Consider the following 22244-nt stretch of genomic DNA (forward strand, 5'->3'; position numbering starts at 1 on the left):
ATTACGATTTTATTAATTTTCACATTCGCACTCATATTTTCAGAAGGATTGAAAACCTTATTATAAAAGACGCAGCAATAATCTTTGCTGCGCCTGTCGTAACAATCTTATAATTTTGCAATATCAACCAGCGTAAGTTTTGCGATATCCGTGTTTTCCAGACTGGTAATCAGAGCCTGCGCGGTATCAATAGCAGTCAGTACATTTACACCTGTCTCTATTGCATTGCGGCGAATCAGGAAACCATCTCTGCATCGCTCTGCTCCCTGCGGAGGTGTATCAATAACCAGATCAATCTTATGTCCGAGAATCAAGTCCAGCAGGTTCGGTGATTCCTGCTCAATCTTGTTGACAGGAATGGCTTTTACTCCACCTTGTTTCAGAGCTTCTGCCGTTCCTTTGGTCGCAAAAATCCGATAACCGATTTTTTCAAATCGGCGACCAATCTCAACCGCCTCCGGTTTGTCCTCATCCCTTACTGTAAGGATCATGTTATTGAATTTCGGAAGCTTAATTCCAGCTCCCAGAAAAGCTTTATAAAGTGCTTCATCAAATGTCTTTGCAATACCCAGACATTCTCCGGTGGATTTCATCTCAGGTCCCAGGCTGATATCCGCGTCGCGGATCTTTTCAAAGGAGAATACCGGCATCTTCACTGCGAAATACTCTGCTTCTTTCTGAAGTCCCGGTGTGTATCCAAGCTCTTTGATCTTATGTCCGATAATCACCTGAGTTGCAAGCGGTACAATCGGTATTCCCGTAACCTTGCTGATATACGGAACTGTACGGCTGGAACGTGGATTTACCTCGATCACATACACATCCTCACCGCAAACAATAAACTGAATGTTAATCAGGCCGATTACATGCAGGGATCTTGCAAGCTTCCTCGTATAATCTTCGATTGTCCGTTTCGTTTTTTCAGAAATACTCTTGGCCGGGTATACGGAAATACTGTCTCCGGAATGGATTCCCGCACGCTCAATATGCTCCATAATTCCAGGGATCAGAATATCTTCCCCGTCACAGACCGCATCTACCTCAATTTCTTTTCCCTGAAGATATTTATCAACCAAAATCGGATGATCCTGTGCGATACGGTTAATAATTCCGATAAACTCTTCTATATCATGATCATTAATGGCAATCTGCATACCCTGTCCGCCAAGTACATAGGAAGGACGTACCAGCACCGGATAACCAAGTCGGTTTGCAACCTCTTTTGCTTCCTCAGCAGTATACACGGTTCCGCCTGTCGGTCTCGGAATTCCACATTTCTCCAGAATTGCATCAAACAACTCTCTGTCCTCTGCCGCATCTACATTTTCTGCGGAAGTACCAAGAATCGGAACACCCATTTTCATCAGGGCTTCCGTAAGCTTGATCGCTGTCTGTCCACCGAACTGCACAACTGCTCCGTCCGGTTTTTCCAGATCCACAATACTCTCCACATCCTCAGGAGTCAGCGGCTCGAAATACAGCTTATCTGCTATGTCAAAATCCGTACTTACCGTCTCCGGATTATTATTTACAATAATCGTCTCATATCCCTCTTTCGCAAATGCCCAGGTACAGTGAACAGAACAGAAGTCGAACTCAATTCCCTGTCCGATACGGATCGGACCGGAGCCAAGAACCAGCACCTTCTTCTTATCGTGAGTTTTCTCTACCTCATTCTCGCTTCCGAATACAGAGTAATAGTAAGGTGTTGCCGCAGCGAATTCTGCCGCACATGTATCAACCATCTTGTATGCTGCAGTAATTCCATACTCATGACGAAGATCATGAATCTGACGTTCCGTCTTGCCGGTAAGCTGTCCGATTACATTATCCGGGAACTCCAGTCTCTTCGCTTCCCGAAGAAGGTCTTCTGTCAATACCTCCTTCTTTAATCTCTGCTCCATCTCAACCAGGATTGCAATTTTATCGATGAACCATTTATCAATCTTTGTAATATTATGGATTGCATCATAGGAAATGCCTTTTCTCAGAGCCTCAGCAATCTTCCAGATACGGCGGTCATCTACCACCTCCAGCTCTTCCAGCAGCTCTTCCTCAGAAAGTCCTGAGAAATCATAGGACATCAGGCTGTCTACATGCTGCTCCAGAGAACGGATGGCTTTCATAAGTGCCCCTTCAAAGTTATCGCAGATACTCATAACCTCTCCGGTAGCTTTCATCTGGGTGGTAAGCGTTCTCTTAGCGCTGATAAATTTATCAAATGGCAGTCTTGGAATCTTCACTACACAGTAATCCAGCATTGGCTCAAAACTTGCATAAGTCTTCTGCGTTACCGCATTCTTAATCTCATCCAGTGTATATCCAAGCGCAATCTTTGCTGCCACCTTTGCGATCGGATATCCGGTCGCCTTGGATGCCAGTGCTGATGAACGGCTTACACGCGGATTTACTTCAATAACGCAATATTCAAATGTCTCTGGGTGCAGGGCATACTGCACATTACATCCTCCGGTTATATTCAGCTCGCTGATAATATTCAGCGCAGAGCTCCTGAGCATCTGATACTCTTTATCTCCCAGAGTCTGGGATGGTGCCACAACGATACTGTCTCCGGTATGTACTCCTACCGGGTCGATATTTTCCATATTACATACGGTAATGCAGTTGCCGTTACCATCACGCATTACCTCGTATTCGATTTCCTTCCATCCTGCAATACACCGCTCTACCAGAACCTGTCCCACACGGGAAAGACGGAGACCATTTTCCAGAATCTCAATGAGCTGACCACGATTATGAGCAATTCCGCCGCCGCTTCCTCCCAGAGTATAGGCCGGGCGGAGTACGACCGGATATCCGATGCTTTCCGCAAATTTAATACCGGACTCCACATCCTCTACCACCAGTGAAGCCGCACATGGTTCTCCGATTTTCTCCATAGTCGCTTTGAATTCCAGACGGTCTTCTGCTTTACGAATGGTCTCGGAAGTAGTTCCAATCAGACGCACCCCATTCTCCTTCAGAAATCCTGCCTCCTCAAGCTCCATGGCAAGATTCAGTCCTGCCTGTCCTCCCAGAGTAGGCAAAATACTGTCCGGCTTCTCCTTCAAAATCAGCTGTTCCACCACTTCCACCGTCAGCGGTTCTATGTATACACGATCTGCAATATCCTTATCCGTCATAATGGTTGCCGGATTGGAATTCAGAAGAACTACTTCAATCCCTTCTTCTTTCAATGAACGGCAGGCCTGGGTTCCTGCATAGTCGAATTCCGCCGCCTGTCCAATGATAATCGGACCAGATCCGATCACCAGTACTTTTTTAATATCTTTATTTCTAGGCATTGCTTAAGCTCCTTTCATCATATCCATAAATCTGTCAAACAAATAACCGGAATCCTGTGGACCAGGACATGCTTCCGGATGGAACTGTACCGTAAAAATATTCTTACCGATATAAGAAAGTCCCTCATTCGTACCGTCATTTACATTGATAAATGCAGGTTTTGCAATGGATTCATCCAGCGAATCCGCTTCTACCGCATACCCATGATTCTGTGAAGAAATATATACACGGTTTGTGGAAAGATCTTTAACCGGATGATTTCCTCCGCGATGTCCGTATTTTAACTTATAGGTCTTTCCTCCATTTGCCAGAGCCATAAGCTGATGTCCCAGACAGATTGCAAATATCGGAATATTCGTATGATAAAGCTTTCTGATTTCTTCGATTATAGATACACAGTCCTGTGGATCTCCAGGTCCGTTGGATAACATGATTCCATCCGGATTGGATGCGATGATTTCCTCAGCTGTAGTATTGGCCGGATAAACGGTCACTTCGCAGCCTCTAGCATTTAAAGATCTGGCAATATTGTTTTTCGCACCAAAATCCATCAGTGCAACCTTATATCCATCGCCAGGTAAGATATATTTCTCCTTGCAGGTGACTTTTGAAACCACATCTCCTACCCTGTAAGCTTTCAGTTTTGGAATAATCTCTTCCAGATTATAATTCTCATTGGTAGTAATCATACCATTCATGGTACCCTTTTCCCTCAGTATTTTCGTGAGAGCTCTGGTATCTACCCCGGCAATTCCCGGAATATCCTGCTCCTTTAAAAAATCCTGAAGTGTTCCTTCGCAGCGGAAATTGCTGGGCATTCTTGACAATTCTCTTACGATATATCCATCCGGCCAGGCCTTTTTGGACTCCATGTCCGGCGTCACTCCATAATTACCAATCAACGGATAAGTCATTACAACGGCCTGTCCTGCGTAAGAAGGGTCAGTCAATACCTCCAGATAACCTGTCATTGAGGTATTAAATACGATTTCACTTATCATGTCTTTGGTGGAGCCGATACTCGTTCCTTTAAAGACGGTTCCATCTTCCAGTATTAGAAATGCTTTCATGTGTTCACCTTATCCCTTCATCTATTTATTGTTATCTTTACAAATCCATGCATTCAGTCTAAAAACCGGTTGGACGGGTGTAAAAAAAACAAGGCTGTTTGTGCAAGCACAACCGCCTTGTTATTACCTCCCATATACAGAAAAAGCCTGAATCTGCCATTCTGCGTCATATTTTTTTCGACTAATCATGTCTTCACAAATTGAAATGATTATACTACAAGATTGTAACATTTTCAACTATTATTTTAAAATTTTTAAAAACCGGTTTTTAATCATTTTAACAACTATTTTCATCATTTATTATCAACTGCATATAATAATTGAGACAGAAGTTGCGAGGTTAGTTACCATGAATATCCCCACCTCTTCCCTGCCCGACACTCCGGATAAGGGCAGACTTCAGATTAATATTGTATCCGAGATTACATCAATTCCTGTTGCAGACGCAACGATCCGCATCTCTTATACCGGTATCCCGGACAGTCAGCTGGAGGAACTCACCACCGACTCTTCCGGGCAGACGGAAACCATTGAACTGGATGCTCCGCCCGTGGAGTATAGCCTGGATGTTGATAATGATATACAGCCATACTCCGAGTATACCTTCCAGATTGAGGCCTCCGGTTTCGAACCTGTTACGATTGCAGGGGCAGAAATTCTGGCAGATGTAACGGCGCTTCAAAACGTACAGCTACGTCCAATCGATACCACCGGAGAAGCGGAGGATACTTTTGTCATTCCGGCACATACCCTGTATGGTGTATATCCGCCAAAAATCCCGGAAGATGAAATCAAACCGGTGAATGAGACCGGAGAAATTGTATTAAGTCGTGTCGTTGTTCCGGAATATATCGTCGTCCATGACGGAAGCCCACGAGACACGACCGCACAGAATTATTACGTAAAATACAAAGACTACATCAAGAATGTAGCCTCCAGTGAAATTTATGCCACCTGGCCGGAAAATACCATCCGGGCAAACGTACTGGCAATCATGTCTTTCACCCTTAACCGGGTATACACAGAATGGTACCGAAATCAGGGCTATGATTTCACCATCACCTCATCCACCGCCTTTGACCATAAGTGGATACCGGAGCGAAACGTCTTCGACACCATCTCCGTTATTGTGGATGAGCTCTTTGCCGACTATCTCTCACGTCCAAATGTACGGCAGCCTATACTGACCCAGTACTGCGACGGAAGGCGTGTCCAATGTCCAAACTGGATGACACAATGGGGATCGAAATCCCTGGGAGATCAGGGTTATAGCCCAATAGAAATTCTTCGTTATTATTACGGAGACGATATGTACATCAATACCGCAGAAGCTATTTCCGGAATTCCGTCCTCCTGGACGGGATACAATCTGGAAATTGGCTCAAGCGGACAGAAAGTGCGTCAGATGCAGGAGCAGCTGAATGTGATAGCCGGAGCCTATCCCGCCATTCCAAAAATCACCGCAGATGGCATCTATGGTCCGGCCACCGAGGCTGCCGTACGAAAATTCCAGTCTGTCTTCGGACTTCCCGCGACAGGAATTGTGGATTACAGAACATGGTTCAAAATATCGGAAATATATGTCGGTGTTTCAAGGATAGCCGAACTCGTTTGAAGAACAGGAAAACCACTTCCTCCTACAGTCATTATTTGAAAACATTGTAAAAATGGGCAGGTGCACTAATTCATTTCGTGCATCCGCCCATGTTTTCCTGATACGGGAAGCAGATCAGTAAAGCCCCTTCAAAATTTCCACACATTTGTCGATTCCCAATTTCCCACTATCCAGTGTAATATGATAATTCTGAGCATGCCCCCATTTCATATCCGTATAGAAACGATAATAGGCCGCCCGGCGTTTATCCTTATCCTTCAGGCGCTGCACCGGTGATTCTTCTCTTTCCCCGTAGACATCTACAATTCTCTTTGCACGGAAATCCATGTCTGCATGAATAAAGACCTTCATGCAGTCAGCTTTATCCCTCAAAATATAATCCGCACACCGTCCCACGATCACGCAAGGTCCTTTTTCCGCCAGTTCCGTGATAATATGGTACTGAATCTGCCACAGATAATCCTCATTTGTCGGTCCGAACGCGCGATTGGAAAACGCAGATGCAAAGAATCCACCCGGTGCATATTCGCCGGCGTCCTTGATATAACTTTCTGCAAATCCACTTTCCCGTGCAATCTCATGAATCAATTCACTGTCATAGCAGGGAATTCCCAGTTTCTCCGCTGTTCTTTTCCCAATCGTACGACCTCCGCTTCCAAATTCACGACTGATGGTAATCACTCTGTTCTTCATTATCCCAACTCTCCTTTCTCATTCAGTTCCCTGTAGGTTCTGATAATTAAAAATAATGCAATAATAAATGTTAATATATCCGATACCGGCATGGAATACAGCACCCCGTTCAGATCAAAAAATACCGGAAGAAGGATTGCAAATCCTACGCCGAATACAACCTCTCGAATCATGGAAAGTGCCGTTGATGCTGCCGCCTTTCCCATAGCCTGAAGGAAAATAAAACATGCTTTATTCACACAGGCAAGTATTACCATACAAAGATAGATGCGGAATGCTTTTACAGCAAATTCCGTATAATAAAGGCTTTCATTGGCTGCACCAAAGATAGCAATTAGCTGACGCGGGAGAAACTCAACCAAAATAAATGCGACCGCGCCTACCGTTGCTTCTGCAGTCAGGAGCTTCGTAAATAACTCCTTCACACGATCTTTATGTCCTGCTCCCATATTAAATCCTACAATCGGGATACAGCCCGCTGCCATACCTACAACAATAGAAATCACAATCTGGAAGAATTTCATAACAATTCCAACAACTGCCATCGGAATCTGCGCAAATTCTTCCTGTCCGAAAATCGGATCCAGTGCACCGTATTTTCGAAGCATATTGTTGATAGCTGCCATGGCCGCAACAAGACTGATCTGGGACAGGAAGCTGGTAATACCGAGAACCAGTGTCCTTGTGCAAATTGTTCTGTTGATACGATATTTTTCTCCGGAAGGTCGGATAATCTTCATATGCAGCAAATACCAGACTGCAAGCACCGCAGTAACCACCTGCCCGATCACAGTTGCCACAGCCGCCCCCATCATTCCCCAGCGGAAAATAAAGATAAAAATCGGGTCAAGTATAATATTAATAACCGCACCTGCCAGCGTAGAAACCATGGCAAATTTCGGATTGCCATCCGCTCGTATAATGGGATTCATGGCCTGCCCAAACATATAAAACGGTATTCCAAGAGAAATATAGAAAAAATACTCCTTCGAGTGATGAAATGTTTCTGCATTAACGGTACCTCCAAACATAGAAATAATCTGATTCGAAGAGAACAGATAAATCGCAGTTAAGAGAATGCTGCTTATAACAATCATCACCACAGAGTTTCCTACGCTCCTCTTCGCCGTCTCTAATTCATTTTTCCCCAGAGAAATGCTTACAAAAGCACAACATCCGTCTCCAATCATGACGGCGATGGCAAGGGCAACCACCGTCAGCGGAAATACCACCGTGTTAGCCGCATTTCCGTAAGACCCCAGATAACTGGCATTGGCAATAAATATCTGATCCACGATATTGTAAAGCGCCCCAACCAGAAGAGAAATAATACAGGGGATCGCATACTGACGCATCATATTTCCGATGCGCTCCTCCCCCAGAAACTGATTTGAATTTGATTCCATTTGTTTCACCTTTCTTTCGCATTTTTTAACAAAATAAGAGCGTGTAAACCTATGACGCTGGATTTACGCCACAGGCTACACGCTCTTGTTGTTTTTAAATTATATCAAAAATCCTATGGATTTTTCAAAGGTAATTTTGAACAAAAAACTTTTTTTGGCAGAAAAAATAGTTTTAGTTTTTTATTTATGGATTACTTTATAAAGCTTACGTGTTTACAGATTTCTTCAATTGCTTTGTCTTTTCTTTCATTGAAGATTACTTTATTCTCTTCAAAGAGGTTTCGTCCCTCTGTATCAATGGATACAATAAGAGGTCCGAATTCTTTTACACGGCAATGCCATAAGGTTTCCGGCATACCCAGATCACGCCACTGTGCATCTATGATCTCCTCTACTTCGGTAGCTGCCACAACAGCATTTCCGGCAGGGAATACACAATGAATCGCTTTGTAATTCTTGCAGGCATATTCTGTGTTCGGTCCCATGCCGCCCTTGCCGATGATTACTTTTACACCTGTTTTTTCAACAAATTCTTTTTCAAATTTCTCCATGCGCATACTGGTAGTAGGTCCAACGGATACCATTTCGAACTTGTCATTTTCCAGTGGACGGATAATCGGTCCTGCATGGAAAATTGCCGCATCTCTCACATCAACGGGAAGCTCACGTCCGGCTTCCACCAGTCTTCTGTGTGCCACATCTCTGCAGGTTGTCATGCTTCCGTTCAAATATACGATATCTCCAATATGGATATCTGCCAGATCATCAGCTGATATTGGCGTTGTAAGGATTTTCTTTCCATCTTTGATTTCTAACATTATAATTCCACCCCCGAATGTGTCGTGATTGTATAGTTGAGATCTTTATCGAAAATAATGTGCCCTCTTCTGTGCGACCAGCATCCAACATTTACCGCAACTCCGATTGCAGACGGATGTCTTGCTGTATTTTCAATATGGACACCCATTACGGAATATTTTCCTCCCATTCCCTGAGGTCCGAGGCCGATTGCGTTGATTCCGTCTTCCAACAGTTTTTCCATAGAAGCGGCACGTTCATTTTCATTGTGACTTCCCAGTGGTCTCATCAGTGCTTTCTTAGAAAGCAGCGCTGCTGTCTCAACAGATGTTGCTACGCCTACACCTACAAGAAGCGGAGGACATGCATTAAGTCCATAGGACGTCATAACGTCCATAACGAATTTTGTAACTCCTTCGTATCCTGCCCCCGGCATCAGAACCATGGCTTTTCCCGGAAGGGTACATCCGCCGCCTGCCATGTATGCATAGATTTCGCACTGGTCACTGTCTGGAACAATATCCCAGAATACGGTCGGTGTTCCTTTTCCTACATTCTTTCCCGTATTATACTCATCAAAGGTTTCTACACTGTTGTGGCGAAGAGGTGCCTCAAAGGTTGCTTTTACAACTGCTTCTTTTAACAGTGCTTCCAGTTCACCGATCAGAGGAAATGCTGTTCCGCATTTTACCCAGAACTGCAGTACACCCGTATCCTGACAGCTTGGTCTGTTCAGTTCCTTTGCCAGTAGCTGGTTCTTCTTCATTGTCTGATAGATTACTTTTGAAAGCGGGCTGTCTTCTTTTTCGGCAAGCTCGTCCAGCTTTGCAATAATGTCATCCGGCAGTACTTTTCCGATATATGACACAAAATTTGCCATATAATTAGTAAGCTGTTCTACCTGTTGTTTTTTATCCATAACTTTTTTCACTCCTTATAAATTCGAATTCAATCCTTCTTCTTTTATGGGAAGAACGGAAATGCAATTGGAAGAATGATCATACTTACGATAGTTGCGATTACGATCAGCGGTGCTCCGGCTTTTACGTAATCCATGAATTTATATTCTCCTGCTCCCACTACCATTGTGTTTGCGGGCATTCCTATTGGTGTTGCATATGCACAGGATCCTCCTATTACACATGCCATCAGCACTGCTCTCGGATCAGCTCCCATTCCCTGGGCAATTGACAGACAAATCGGGACCATAAGTGCAGTCGTTGCTGTATTGGACATGAAATTTGTCATCACACAGCAAAGAAGAAATACAACCAACGTCAGGATGTATGGTGATGGATTTTCTCCCAACGCACCAATTACCTTACCGGCAATCATCTCACCGGCTCCTGTACTCTGCAGGGCTGCTGCAAGCGAAAGGGTTCCACCAAACAGAAAAATCGTTTTAAGATCAATGGATTTTAATGCATCCTTCTCTGAAATAACTCCTGTGAGAATCAGAAGCAGTGCTCCAATTCCTCCGGAAATACAGAGCTTGATACCTATCTGATCTTCAAAAATCATCGCAAGCAGTGTAAAGACCAGAATAATCAATGATAACCACTGTTTCCATGCCGGAACATCACTGAAATCCTTCTGTGTGTCAAATGCACCATCATTTTTCACATCATGATTTGGTAGAAGTTTATATCCGATGGTAGCATAGAAAATAATTCCCACGATCAGAATAGGCAATCCCACAATAGCGTATTCAAAGAACCCGAAGCCAAGTCCCAGTTCTTCCAGCGCACTCTGTGCGATCAGATTTCCGGGAGCCCCGATCAGGGAAAGATTTCCTCCCATTGCCGCGGCAAATACCAGCGGCATCAGTAAACGTGATCTCTTGTACCCGGATTTTGCCGCAATACCGATAACCACCGGAATCAGAACGGCTGCTGTTCCTGTATTTGACAGGACTCCACTCATTAATCCTACTATGATCATAATTGCTATGATCAGCATTCGCTCTGTCTTTGCAAATTTCGTTACAATGCCGCCAATTTTATTAGCCATTCCTGTTTCAAACAATGCACCTCCAATGATAAACATTGCCACAAACAGAATAACATTGCTGTCTATAAATCCCGCAAAAGCTGTTTTGACATCCAGCACTCCCGTTACGACCAGTCCGATACAGACGATCATCGAAGTAACACCCAGCGGAATCTTTTCCAGCACGAACATTACGACTGCAAACAGGAGAAAAAGTAAAGTAATTGTAGATGGACTCATTTTCTTTCCCCCAATCCTTATTCATTTTATCGAGTAATATGGCGGCCGCTCTTATTACTTCCTGTTACGGTTTTATTATACAAAACAGATTTTCACTTGTACATTTACGAATACTTATACTGCCATAAAAAAAGATTAAAGTGAACGGGATTTTTGTGCATTTTTACAAAAGATATGTTATAATCCAAAGAAACAGCATCCTTGTTTTCGTTACTTTTTATTAAAAACTGTCGAAAAAAAATACTATTAGAAAAAGGAAAATAATATGAAGATTATTCAACTGGAATATTTTTGCGCTGTCTGCCGCTGCCACAGCATAACACAGGCCGCACAGAAATTATATGTAACACAGCCTGCAATATCCAACGCAATACGTGAACTGGAGAAAGAGTTTTCTATCAGCCTGTTTACAAGATCTAAGAATCATATGTCTCTTACCAAAGAGGGAGAAATTTTTTACCAGAAGGCTAACCAGCTTTTGGATACGATTAACCAGACCTCTTCCGAACTCTATGATCTTGGCAGACAGATTACTCCGATCCGTATCGGAATACCTCCTCTTTTAAGCACTGTATTCTTTCCGGACATGATGATTGCTTTTCAGAAGGAATACCCGTCTATTCCGGTTGAATTATATGAGTATGGTTCTATCAAAGCTACCAATATGGTATTAGAAGAAACCCTGGATCTTGCTCTTGTTAATATGAACTTTTATGAAATAGATAAACTGAATTCCTATCAGCTTCTTTCTGACAGGATTGTATTTTGTGTATCTCCAAAGCACCATCTGGTGCAGAAAAAAGAGATATCACTGGAGATGTTAAAAGATGAGAAATTAATCATGTACAATACAGATTCTGTTTTAAACACCACTCTCTACTCAAGATTTGAGGGAGCAGGTATAAAACCGAATGTCATCATGCACGCAAGCCAGTTATATACAATTCAGAATTTTATCAGCAATAAGCTGGGCGGTGCATTCCTGTACTCTTCTCTAATGAAGAATCTTCCGGGACTCATGGGTATTCCGATCGCCCCGATCATTCAGCAGGAAATTGGTCTTGTATGGAAAAAAGGAAAATATGTAAATGGCAGTGTAGAGAAATACATTACTTTTGTTCAGAGAAGAAATCCTGAACTTTTCAACCTATCATAAAAATTAAAAATGGAAGTAATCATCGGTTTGTTTTCTCTGATTACTTCCATTTTATACTATAGTTCACCTAACTGTGAACTATAGATTTTTTCACCGCCTGTGCAATGGACACATCTGGCACATAATATGGAATCAGCGTTGCCTGCACAGCATGATAAAGATCTGATTTTCCCGGCCAGACTGTTCCAATCACATTATTATTGCGATCCAGCTGATGGAACCAGGATCCATTCACATGATCCAGCACTTTTTCATCCAGATACTGCATAAAATCTGCATATCTGTCTGCATATTCCTGTTTTTCTGTCACATGATAAAGAACTGACGACGTATTGATCGCCTCTGCCAGTGTCCAGTGCATTCTGTCATGTACCACCGGTTTTCCATCCCAATCTGTTGTATATACGATTCCGGGTGCTCCATCTGACTTCCATGCATCCTGAACTGCCCGATCAAACAGATTTTCTGCCGCTTCAATATATGTCCATGCAGACTCTCTGTCATTTTTGTATGTAGAAAGTGCCCACTGTGTAATCAGTCTTGACCACTCAATCCCATGTCCCGGTGTCGCCCCATATGGCTTGAACTGATCGTCCGGCTGTTCCTTATTGCACTCCAGATCCGCAGCCCATTCATTTGTAAAATGTTCCGGGATTCTCCAGTTATTGGAGGACGCCCAGCCCAGAACTCGGTTTATAATACGTCCCGCCCTTACCCGGTACTCTTCTCTCCCAGTAACATCTGCTACCGCCAAAAATGCTTCCACCGTATGCATATTGGCATTTAATCCACGATAATCATCCAAAACTGTAAATTCTGTATTCCATGTATCGCAGGCAAGTCCCTCTTCTTCATTCCAAAATCTGAGATCATACAGTTCCAGCGCCTCCTCCAGCAATTCTTCTGCCCCTTCCCGTACAGCAAGGATTGCGGATGTAGCAGCGAGAATGACAAACGCATGTGCATAACACTGCTTACATGGCAGTGCTTTTCCATCCGCAGTAACCCCTGCATACCAGCCCCCATTTTTCACATCATGGAGTTCTCCACGGATTCCCCGAAGTGCTTCATCTACAAGCTGCTCACTTCCTGCATGTCCAAGCATCGTTCCCAGACTGTAGACATGTGCCATGCGACAGGTAATCCATGTTTCCCGATTACGCTCCTTCCACGGAGTTCCGTCATTTCCAAGATAGTAGGAGCTTCCCCCGGGAGAAGGGAACTGATGCCCAAAATCAAACAGGTTCTCCCGAATCTCGCTTAGAAATTTTTTATTCTCTTCTGTATCAAGCCGATATTTATTGTTCATAAAAAGATGCTCCTTGTTTAGCAATGTCCCTCAGCATTTTTGGTATTTTCGCAAGGTTTTCTCGCCGTCAGTGCCGAAGACATGATATATTCTCCGATGGAGAGGCTTCTTCCCCAGCGCTCCTCATATTCTTTTGATACAGGTTTGGTTACTATCTCTATGTCCTCAAAGCCCGCAAGCCTGACGATTTTTTCCAGTTCTTCTACCGAAGAAGCACCGGACACTCAGCAGGAATGCATGGCTTCATCTTCCTGCATCTCCTTAGTAAGTTCTTTCATAATAACAATATCGCATATGGAGATTCTGCCTCCCGGCTTTAAGGCCCGATAAATCTCCCGATAAACACGCGGCTTATTATCTGACATATTAATCACACAATTAGAAATACACACATCTGCCGTGTTATCTGCCACCGGAAGATTCTCGATTTCCCCCAGACGGAACTCTACATTGCGGATTCTATTTTCCTTCGCAATGTTTCTGGCTCTCGTCAGCATTTCCGGGGTCATATCGACTCCGATTGCCCTTCCGCGTCTTCCTACGACTTTTCCTGCAATAAAACAATCAAGCCCTGCTCCGCTTCCGAGATCCAGCACTACTTCTCCCTGCTTAATCTCAGCTTTTCGATGCGGATTGCCGCATCCAAGTCCCATGTTTGCTCCTTCCGGAGCCATTGCCAATTCCTCTGGGGTATATCCTACCGTTGCCGACATACACTCCGAGGAAATTGTCTCTGTCATAATCGACTCTTCGTGCTGTTCCATCGCAATTTTACCATATTCTTTTCTTACACTTTCATAAATTGATTCCATCATACACCACTTTAGAAAAATATTCTTTTCAGATCATTGAACATGACCACCACCATAAGCAGCATCAGAAGCACAAATCCCGCAAAGTGGAAGTATCCCTCTTTTTCCGGAGGAATCCGCTTTCTGCGCACTGCTTCCGCAAAAAGGAACACAAGCCTTCCTCCATCCAGAGCCGGAATAGGCAGCAGATTCATTACCCCCAGATTGGCCGACAGAAGAATCGCCAGATTCAGGAGATTCACAGTCACGATCAGAACTCCATAGCTCCGGCTTGACTGATAGGTGTCGTCCACCAGATTCACGATTCCCACCGGTCCGGACAGTTCCTGAAGACCGGCCTGACCGGTAATCAGAAGCTTAAGACTCGACAGCGTTGTATCGATCCAGTATTTCACCTTATAAGCGCCATACTGAAAAGCCTCCAGAAGGTTCGCCTTCTCATTGGGGATCCTGACTACGCCCAGCATATAGTACTGAGCCTCTTCACTATACTTCGGAGTCAGTGTCACTGTATATGTCTCTCCGTCCCGTTTATAGGTAACATCCACCTCTTCTCCCTGATGGAACTGGTTATAGGCTGAAACTTCACTGAACAGATGAATCCGCTTATGATTCATCCGGATGATCTCATCACCGGGTTCCAGCCCTGCCTCGGCAGCCGGATACCCTTCGTTCACTTCACTGATCACAGGTTTATCATATCCTACTATCGCCACCAGAATCACAGACATTATAAATGCCAGAATAAAGTTGAAGACCGGTCCTGCCGCAATGACCGCAATCCTTGCCCACACAGATTTACTGTGAAAATTCCCACTGCTTCCTGTTGCCTCCTCGTCCTCTCCCATCATGCAGGCTCCGCCGATAGGAAAAAGGCGCAGGGCATATCTTGTACCCTTATATTCTTTAGAAAAAAGTACCGGTCCCATTCCAAGGCAGAACTCATCTACATCAATTCCGTTCTTCTTGGCAACTGAAAAATGTCCCAATTCATGAAAAAAAACGATAAAGCTAAATAATAAAACTGCTAATATAATACCCAAATTTCTGTCTTACCTCCTGCTATTGATCCGGTCATAGGTCGCCGCTTCTGTCTCAAGAATCTGCTCCAGTGTCGGATTCTGAATATTCTTATGCGCTCTCATACAGTCCTCGATTATCTCCACAATCTCCAGATACTTGATCTGACGATTCAGGAACTGGCTGACCGCAAGCTCATTTGCCGCATTAAATACGGTCGGAAGTGAACCTCCGGCTCTTCCTGCCTCATAGGCAAGAGCCAGACCATAGAATGTATCCATGTCAGGCTTTTCAAAATCCAGTTTCCCCAGGCTCCAGAAATCCAGACGTTCTCCCGGAAGATACCTCCGCTCCGGATAGTACAGCGCATACTGTATCGGGAGCTTCATATCCGGTGTGCCAAGCTCTGCGATGATAGCACCGTCCACATACTCTACCATAGAGTGAATCACACTCTGGGGCTGAACAACCACCTGTACGTCATCCACACTCACGTCAAACAGCCATTTTGCTTCTATTACTTCCAATCCTTTGTTTACCATGGTAGAAGAATCGATGGTAATCTTTCTTCCCATCTCCCAGTTCGGATGCTTCAATGCATCCTCCACTTTAATCTCCAGAAGATCCTCCTCTCTTTTGCCACGGAATGGTCCTCCGGAAGCCGTCAGCAGAATCTTCTTTATTGCCTGGTGCTGCCCACCCTGCAGGGATTGGAATATAGCACTGTGTTCGCTGTCCACCGGAAGAATGGAAACACCGCATTCCTTCGCCAGGGGCATAATAATATGGCCTGCCGTAACCAGTGTCTCTTTATTCGCAAGTGCAATATCTTTTCCCGCTTTAATCGCCTCAATTGTTGGACGGATTCCGATCATGCCCACAATAGCTGTCACTAGTATCTCCGTCTCCGGCAGGATTGATACCTCAATCAGTCCATCCATACCTGCAGTGATGCGCACATCCATATCCTGAATACGGCTTCTCAATTCTTTTGCTTTTTCTTCTGTCCAGACTGCCACCAGCTTCGGATGAAATTCCCGAATCTGCTTCTCCAGAAGCTCAATATTATTTCCTGCAGCCAGTCCCAGAACCTCTATATCTTTATTTTCTCTTACTACTTCAAGAGTCTGTGTTCCAATTGACCCTGTGGAACCAAGAATCGCAATCTTCTTCATCCTTTTATCCTCTCTTGTCTACAACAGAATCCAGGCCAGAAAACAGATAACCGGAGCAGTGAATATGACACTGTCAAACCGGTCCAGAATACCTCCATGTCCCGGAATCAGTTTTCCATAATCCTTAATCTCATAATTTCTCTTAATCGCTGATGCCGCAAGATCTCCTATCTGGGAAATTCCTCCGCCCACCGCGCAGGTCACTGCACAGAACAGAGGACTGATTGCCGCTCCTCCCCAGTGATTCATTGCCAGGGCATACAATGCACCAAGTAGTGCCGCACCCACGATACCGCCAATACCGCCTTCCACAGATTTCTTGGGGCTGAGTTTCGGCGCCATCTTATGCTTTCCGAAAAGCATACCTGCACAGTATGCACAGGTATCGCATCCCCAGGAACTCAGGAAGATCAGCCATACCATAATCATTCCGTCTTCCAGCGTTCTTGTCTGATATACAAAAGAAAGCATCACCGCAACATAGAATACACCGAAAAATACGGTCATAACCTGTTCGGCACGGTATTTGGGAAATGTAAACACATATACTGCCATCAATGCAATCAGGTAAAAGATGGCAAAATAGATCAAAAGATCGGTATGCCCTACAAATACCATTGCATAATACAAAATTGCCGCCAGATAACCTGCCACAGCAAGCGGTGTACGCTCAGCTTTTACTACTTTATATAATTCCGTCATTCCTATAATACTTATGACAGCAGATACTGCAAGAAGGAGATTCCCGCCAAATCCAACCGTGATCACAAGCACGATCACAAGCATAATACCACTTAATAATCTTGTTTTAAACATTTTGAGGTTCCTCCTTTACTCCTCCGTAACGTCTGTCTCTAGCATTATATTGAAGGATAGCTTTTTCCAATTCCTCTTTTGAGAAATCCGGCCACGGAACATCTGTAAAATAAAATTCTGTGTATGCAAGCTGCCACAACAGATAGTTGGAAAGTCTCAGCTCCCCGCTTGTACGGATCATAAGATCCGGATCCGGTATATCATGAGTATCCAGATAGGATTCCAGTATTTCTTCATTAATCTCTGAAGCTGTCTGTTTTCCATCCACACAATCCTGTGCCAGACGGCGTACTGCACGCACGATCTCATCCCTGCTGCCGTAATTGATCGCAATCTGGAAACTCAGTCCTCCATTATTCACTGTTGCCTTCTCCAGTTCATCAATACGGTCCCGGATATCCTGGTCCAGTCTGCTCTTATCTCCGATAACGCGGATCTTCATATCATTCTTTGCCGCCGTCTTCAGACAGGTTTTCATGTAACTGCGCAGCAGCTTCATTAACGCATCCACCTCATCTTTGGGACGATTCCAGTTTTCCGTTGAAAATGCATACACTGTGAGGTACTTGATCCCCATTTTCCATGCTTCCTCACAGATACGTTCCACATTCTTGCTGCCCTGGGCATGTCCGTAATTTCTGGGCATTCCCTTTGCTTTTGCCCAGCGACCATTTCCATCCAAAATAATCGCCACATGCTGTGGTACCTTCATCTTACCTTTCCTCCTACCAATTCAAGTTCGCCTATATCCAATCAGAACAGCTTCCGCTCTGTACGAATCGGAAGCTGTCCTGATATTTTCCGGCATCTTATTATACTGTCATAACCTCTTTTGACTTTGACTCAATTGCCTTGTCCACTTCTTTTACGAATTTGTCTGTAAGCTTCTGAAGCTTTGTCTCAAGATCCTTGATCTCATCCTCAGAAACATCTCCTCCTTTTAATTTCTTAAACGCGTCATTTCCATCACGGCGGATGTTACGGATTGCAACCTTAGCCTGCTCTCCTTTTTTCTTAACATCCTTTACAAGCTCTTTTCTGCGATCTTCTGTAAGCTCCGGGAATATCAGACGAATTGTAGATCCGTCATTAGTCGGATTAATTCCCAGATCAGACATATTAATTGCCTTCTCAATCGCTTTAACCATGCTCTTCTCCCATGGCTGGATCTGGATCATACGAGCCTCCGGTACGGATACATTGGCAACCTGCTGAATCGGTGTCGGTGTTCCGTAATAATCTACCATAATCCTGTTCAGAACATTTGGATTTGCACGTCCGGCACGGATCGTCATCAGTTCTCCATCCAGACTGGCCATCGTTTTATTCATCTTGTCTTCATATACCTGTAATCTCTCGTTCATGTTTATATCCTCCCTTTATTAAACAGTCACCTTGGTGCCTGTAAATGTTCCTGACATTGTCTCTACAATACTGTTCTTCTCATTCAATCCAAATACCAGCATCGGCATCTTATTCTCAAGACACATAATAGATGCAGTAAGATCCACAGCCATCAGTTTCTTGTCAATAATCTCCTGAATGGAAATCTCATCATACTTCTTAGCATCCGGATTCACCTTCGGATCACTGTCATAGATACCGTCAATTGCTTTTGCAAGAAGCATCGCATCAGCTTCAATCTCAATGGCACGAAGCACTGCTCCTGTATCCGTTGAAAAATACGGATGTCCGGTTCCTCCTGCAAAAAAGATTACCTTACCTTCCTCCAATGCCTCTAATGCACGGTCTTTGGAAAACAGGGTCGTAAATGCTCCGCACACAAAAGGAGTGAACACCTCTGTCTTCATACCAACATGACGGAAAATGTCTGATACATAAATACAGTTCATAACCGTTGCAAGCATACCGATCTGATCTGCCTTGGTACGGTCAATCGTCTCGCTGGTACGTCCTCTCCAGAAATTACCTCCTCCGGTCACAATTGCCACCTGAATTCCATCATCTACCAGTTTTTTCACCTGCTCAGCTACTCCAATACAGGTCGCCTCATCAAATCCGGTCTTCTTATCTCCCGCAAGAGCTTCCCCGCTTAATTTCAATAATACTCTTTTCATAACGACGCTCCTTACTTTTTCAGTTGTCATACTTACAGTAAAGTATAACATATGTTTTCCTAAAAGGGAATATTTTACTTCGCTTTCTGTCTTTCATATTTCTTCATAATGTAGAAATACATTACCAACAGCAGACCCCCTGCCAGTATCCATGCTGCAGGGCTTGCCATACACGCTCCTGTATAGCTGCCTATTTTCCCGGAAATAATCGCCATCACTCCTCTTCCAATCAGTTCGGCAATTCCTGCCATCATCGGCAAAAGGCCAAATCCCATCCCCTGAATTCCATTGCGGTATACATTTACTACAAGAAGAGGGATAAACATGATGCTGACACAGCGCAGATAGATATCTACCATTCCCATCACCTGTGTCAGATTATCTTTCACAAATAATATAGTCAGATATTTACCGCCAAGAATCAGAACTGCACCAGTGACCACTGCGTAGATACTGCCCATAATCGTAGCGGAGCGGAATCCCTGACGTACCCTGTCAATCTTCTTTGCACCGGTATTCTGGGCACAGTAGGTTGCCATTGTCGTTCCCATTGCAACATATGCCTGTGTTACCACCTGCTCAATCTTAGTTGCAGCCGCAAAGCTTGCAACCGCCAGAGAACCAAGTGTATTCAGCGCCGTCTGTACCATGATCGTTCCGATGGCCGTAATGGAATACTGAAATGCCATAGGCAGACCAATCTTCATCTGCCATCCTGCCAGATTCCAGTTCATATGCCAGTCCTCCCGCTTCAAATACAGCTCCGGCACCGCTTTTATAATATAAAACAGACAAAGAATACCTGATATTCCCTGAGAAATAACCGTTGCCCAGGCTGCTCCTGCTGCTCCCAGATGGAATACAATTATAAATACCAGATCCAGCACGATATTAAGAAGCGCTGCCAGAATCAGAAAATATAGCGGAATCTTACTATTGCCGAGAGCACGCAGAATACTGGCTAAAAGGTTATAAAGCACCTGCGCCACGATTCCGCCACAGATAATCATAATATAACTGTACGCCTCTCCATAAATATCTTCGGGAGTATGCATCAGATGCAGTATCTGCTTCATAAAAGACATACTAAGAACCGTCATTAATACAGAAATCACTGCTGACAGAACAGATGCAGATGCCACGGACTGACGCATGGCCCTCATGTTGCCCGCACCAAAATGCTGTGCCGTGACCACCGTAAAACCTGCAGTTAATCCCATCAGAAACCCCAGGATCAGAAACATGAGTGTTCCGCAGGATCCCACCGCCGCCAAAGCTTCATTTCCAACAAATTTTCCTACGATTACTGTGTCTACCATGCTGTAAAGCTGCTGAAAAATATTGCCGATAAAAATCGGGATGGTAAAATTAAGAATAATCTTCCCCGGTTTTCCGACTGTCATGTCTCTTTCCATACCTTCTTCTCCTCTCATTCTTATGCAAAAACTTCATCCATTATATAAAATCATTTTCTATTTCGCAATAGTTTTAAACACGAAAAAAATGCCTATCTTTTTCCTCAGATAAGCATTCTTTTTATACATTTTTTCTATTATTATTTAATGATTAAATCAGTTCCAGCCGTTCAAAATATTTCATCAGAATATCCGCACAATTGTCCACACCCAGATCAGATGTATTGAGAATCATGTGATAGTTATTCACATCTCCCCAGGCCTTTCCGGTATGCTCATGGTAATATTCCGCACGTTCCTTGTCTGTCTTCTCCAGTTCCTCTTTCGCATCCTCATAGGACAAACCGCTTTTTGCCATAATTCGTTTGATACGGTCTTCCTTATCTGCACACACGTAAATATTAAAGGCATTTCTCTGATCCTTCAGTATCTCAGATGCACATCGTCCCAGAATAATGCAGGGCTCCTTGGCAAGCTGACGGATAACCTCTACCTCAGATTCATAAATGTTCTTCGACAGCTCTTCCTCCACATTTACTTTATCATACACCGGAATTCCCAACCGCTCTGACAGTTCCTCTGCGATCTTGCTTGCACCGGTTCCATATCTTCTGCTCATTGTAATTACCAGCTTCATGCTTCATCCTCCTTCGTAATGCTCCACATCTGTCTGCGAAAACTACGAACCAATTATACCACAGTTTTTTCGAAAAAGGAAATGGAATTTTTAGTATTTAAGACCTTCCAGATCCTCTCCGGGATGAACAATCTTCTTCACCCATTCCTCCCGGATCTCCCACAGATTGCCACAGACGTTAAAGATGGTCCATTGATCTATTTCAAACACTCTTTTCCAGCTCTCAATAATCCTGCGCTCTTCCTCCGGATACTTTCCCTGATATCTTCCCTGGAAAAACTCAAATCCATTTGCAACACCAATGTCCTTTAGATATTGTTTATACTGTCTGGCATCCTCTGCATCCTTCGGTAGATAAATCCGGTTGAGGACATAATCCCATTTTGCCTCATCAAAATAGATTACCTGCTCCTTCGGCACCTCCAGCACATATACCACCGTTCCGTCAATCGGCTTCAGGCAATTTTCAGCACTGATGGAACACCAGATAGGTGCATGTACATCCTCAGGCTTTGGCACGCGCTTCGCCGCCTCCTTCGTGAACCAGTCATAACTCTCCATGAAAAGAGGCGCAATATCACCAAAATGAAGTTCCACATAGATTCTCTGGTTAATGATTCTTCCATCCCGCTGCAACTGATACAAGGTCTTGTCATTCTGACGGGTATACAGCTTCACCATTTCTCTTTTCTCATCTCGATTTTCCATA

General features: G+C 44.0%; 20 protein-coding genes. 2 read left to right on the forward strand and 18 right to left on the reverse strand.

The window, feature by feature from the left end; genetic code table 11:
- Positions 1 to 107: 107 nt before the first annotated feature.
- Positions 108 to 3305 carry a carbamoyl-phosphate synthase large subunit gene (gene carB, locus ACQRCC_RS01520; protein WP_427849039.1) on the reverse strand — a complete coding sequence of 1066 codons (3198 nt, stop codon included), beginning with the start codon at positions 3303 to 3305 and terminating at the stop codon, positions 108 to 110.
- Positions 3306 to 3308: 3 nt separating this feature from the next.
- Positions 3309 to 4376, reverse strand: coding sequence for a carbamoyl phosphate synthase small subunit (locus tag ACQRCC_RS01525; protein WP_427849040.1), 1068 nt, complete (start codon positions 4374 to 4376; stop codon positions 3309 to 3311).
- 349 nt (positions 4377 to 4725) lie between these two features.
- Here ACQRCC_RS01525 and ACQRCC_RS01530 point away from each other — a divergent pair, with 349 nt between their 5' ends.
- Positions 4726 to 5991: a peptidoglycan-binding protein gene (locus ACQRCC_RS01530; protein WP_427849041.1), complete on the forward strand. Its 1266-nt coding sequence runs from the start codon at positions 4726 to 4728 to the stop codon at positions 5989 to 5991.
- A 114-nt stretch (positions 5992 to 6105) separates the two neighbouring features.
- Here the strand turns inward: ACQRCC_RS01530 and ACQRCC_RS01535 are convergent, their stop codons facing one another.
- From ACQRCC_RS01535 to ACQRCC_RS01555, 5 genes are all read right to left on the reverse strand, one after another.
- Positions 6106 to 6684, reverse strand: coding sequence for an AAA family ATPase (locus ACQRCC_RS01535; RefSeq protein ID WP_427849042.1), 579 nt, complete (start codon positions 6682 to 6684; stop codon positions 6106 to 6108).
- Positions 6684 to 8090, reverse strand: a complete 1407-nt coding sequence (locus ACQRCC_RS01540; RefSeq protein ID WP_427849043.1) for an MATE family efflux transporter — start codon at positions 8088 to 8090, stop codon at positions 6684 to 6686. The genes ACQRCC_RS01535 and ACQRCC_RS01540 overlap by 1 nt, the downstream gene beginning before the upstream one ends.
- A 191-nt stretch (positions 8091 to 8281) precedes the next feature.
- Positions 8282 to 8908, reverse strand: a complete 627-nt coding sequence (gene ttdB, locus ACQRCC_RS01545) for a L(+)-tartrate dehydratase subunit beta (protein ID WP_427849044.1) — start codon at positions 8906 to 8908, stop codon at positions 8282 to 8284.
- Positions 8908 to 9807, reverse strand: a complete 900-nt coding sequence (ttdA, locus tag ACQRCC_RS01550; RefSeq protein ID WP_427849045.1) for a L(+)-tartrate dehydratase subunit alpha — start codon at positions 9805 to 9807, stop codon at positions 8908 to 8910. The genes ttdB and ttdA overlap by 1 nt, the downstream gene beginning before the upstream one ends.
- 44 nt (positions 9808 to 9851) lie before the next feature.
- On the reverse strand, positions 9852 to 11117 hold the full coding sequence (locus tag ACQRCC_RS01555; protein WP_427849046.1) for an SLC13 family permease: 1266 nt from the start codon (positions 11115 to 11117) through the stop codon (positions 9852 to 9854).
- A 265-nt stretch (positions 11118 to 11382) separates the two neighbouring features.
- Between ACQRCC_RS01555 and ACQRCC_RS01560 the strand changes: the two genes are divergently transcribed.
- Positions 11383 to 12273: a LysR family transcriptional regulator gene (locus tag ACQRCC_RS01560; RefSeq protein ID WP_427849047.1), complete on the forward strand. Its 891-nt coding sequence runs from the start codon at positions 11383 to 11385 to the stop codon at positions 12271 to 12273.
- Between the two features lie 67 nt (positions 12274 to 12340).
- Here ACQRCC_RS01560 and ACQRCC_RS01565 read toward each other — a convergent pair whose 3' ends face one another.
- From ACQRCC_RS01565 to ACQRCC_RS01615, 11 genes are all read right to left on the reverse strand, one after another.
- Complete coding sequence (locus ACQRCC_RS01565) at positions 12341 to 13582, reverse strand: AGE family epimerase/isomerase (protein ID WP_427849048.1); 1242 nt, start codon at positions 13580 to 13582, stop codon at positions 12341 to 12343.
- Between the two features lie 17 nt (positions 13583 to 13599).
- Positions 13600 to 14397 (reverse strand): arsenite methyltransferase, encoded by a 798-nt coding sequence (gene arsM, locus ACQRCC_RS01570; RefSeq protein ID WP_427849049.1) that lies wholly within the window; start codon positions 14395 to 14397, stop codon positions 13600 to 13602.
- 8 nt (positions 14398 to 14405) lie between these two features.
- Complete coding sequence (rseP, locus tag ACQRCC_RS01575; RefSeq protein WP_427849050.1) at positions 14406 to 15437, reverse strand: RIP metalloprotease RseP; 1032 nt, start codon at positions 15435 to 15437, stop codon at positions 14406 to 14408.
- Positions 15438 to 15446: 9 nt separating this feature from the next.
- Positions 15447 to 16589: a 1-deoxy-D-xylulose-5-phosphate reductoisomerase gene (locus ACQRCC_RS01580; RefSeq protein ID WP_427849051.1), complete on the reverse strand. Its 1143-nt coding sequence runs from the start codon at positions 16587 to 16589 to the stop codon at positions 15447 to 15449.
- A gap of 18 nt (positions 16590 to 16607) precedes the next feature.
- On the reverse strand, positions 16608 to 17405 hold the full coding sequence (locus tag ACQRCC_RS01585) for a phosphatidate cytidylyltransferase (RefSeq protein ID WP_427849052.1): 798 nt from the start codon (positions 17403 to 17405) through the stop codon (positions 16608 to 16610).
- Complete coding sequence (locus ACQRCC_RS01590; RefSeq protein ID WP_427849053.1) at positions 17398 to 18117, reverse strand: isoprenyl transferase; 720 nt, start codon at positions 18115 to 18117, stop codon at positions 17398 to 17400. The genes ACQRCC_RS01585 and ACQRCC_RS01590 overlap by 8 nt, the downstream gene beginning before the upstream one ends.
- Before the next feature lie 100 nt (positions 18118 to 18217).
- Entirely contained in the window at positions 18218 to 18769 is a 552-nt protein-coding gene (gene frr, locus ACQRCC_RS01595; protein ID WP_427849054.1) for a ribosome recycling factor, read from the reverse strand.
- 18 nt (positions 18770 to 18787) lie between these two features.
- Positions 18788 to 19483, reverse strand: a complete 696-nt coding sequence (pyrH, locus tag ACQRCC_RS01600) for a UMP kinase (protein WP_427849055.1) — start codon at positions 19481 to 19483, stop codon at positions 18788 to 18790.
- Between the two features lie 74 nt (positions 19484 to 19557).
- A complete protein-coding gene (locus ACQRCC_RS01605; RefSeq protein WP_427849056.1) occupies positions 19558 to 20898 on the reverse strand; it encodes an MATE family efflux transporter in 1341 nt (446 codons plus the stop codon).
- A 151-nt stretch (positions 20899 to 21049) separates the two neighbouring features.
- Positions 21050 to 21535, reverse strand: coding sequence for an AAA family ATPase (locus ACQRCC_RS01610; protein ID WP_427849057.1), 486 nt, complete (start codon positions 21533 to 21535; stop codon positions 21050 to 21052).
- A gap of 90 nt (positions 21536 to 21625) precedes the next feature.
- The gene (locus tag ACQRCC_RS01615; protein ID WP_427849058.1) at positions 21626 to 22243 is read right to left on the reverse strand and encodes a DUF3841 domain-containing protein; all 618 of its coding nucleotides are present in this window, start codon (positions 22241 to 22243) and stop codon (positions 21626 to 21628) included.
- Position 22244: the final 1 nt, after the last annotated feature.

It is taken from the genome of Sporofaciens sp. SGI.106 (genome assembly GCF_050314255.1).
GTDB lineage: Bacteria > Bacillota > Clostridia > Lachnospirales > Lachnospiraceae > Claveliimonas.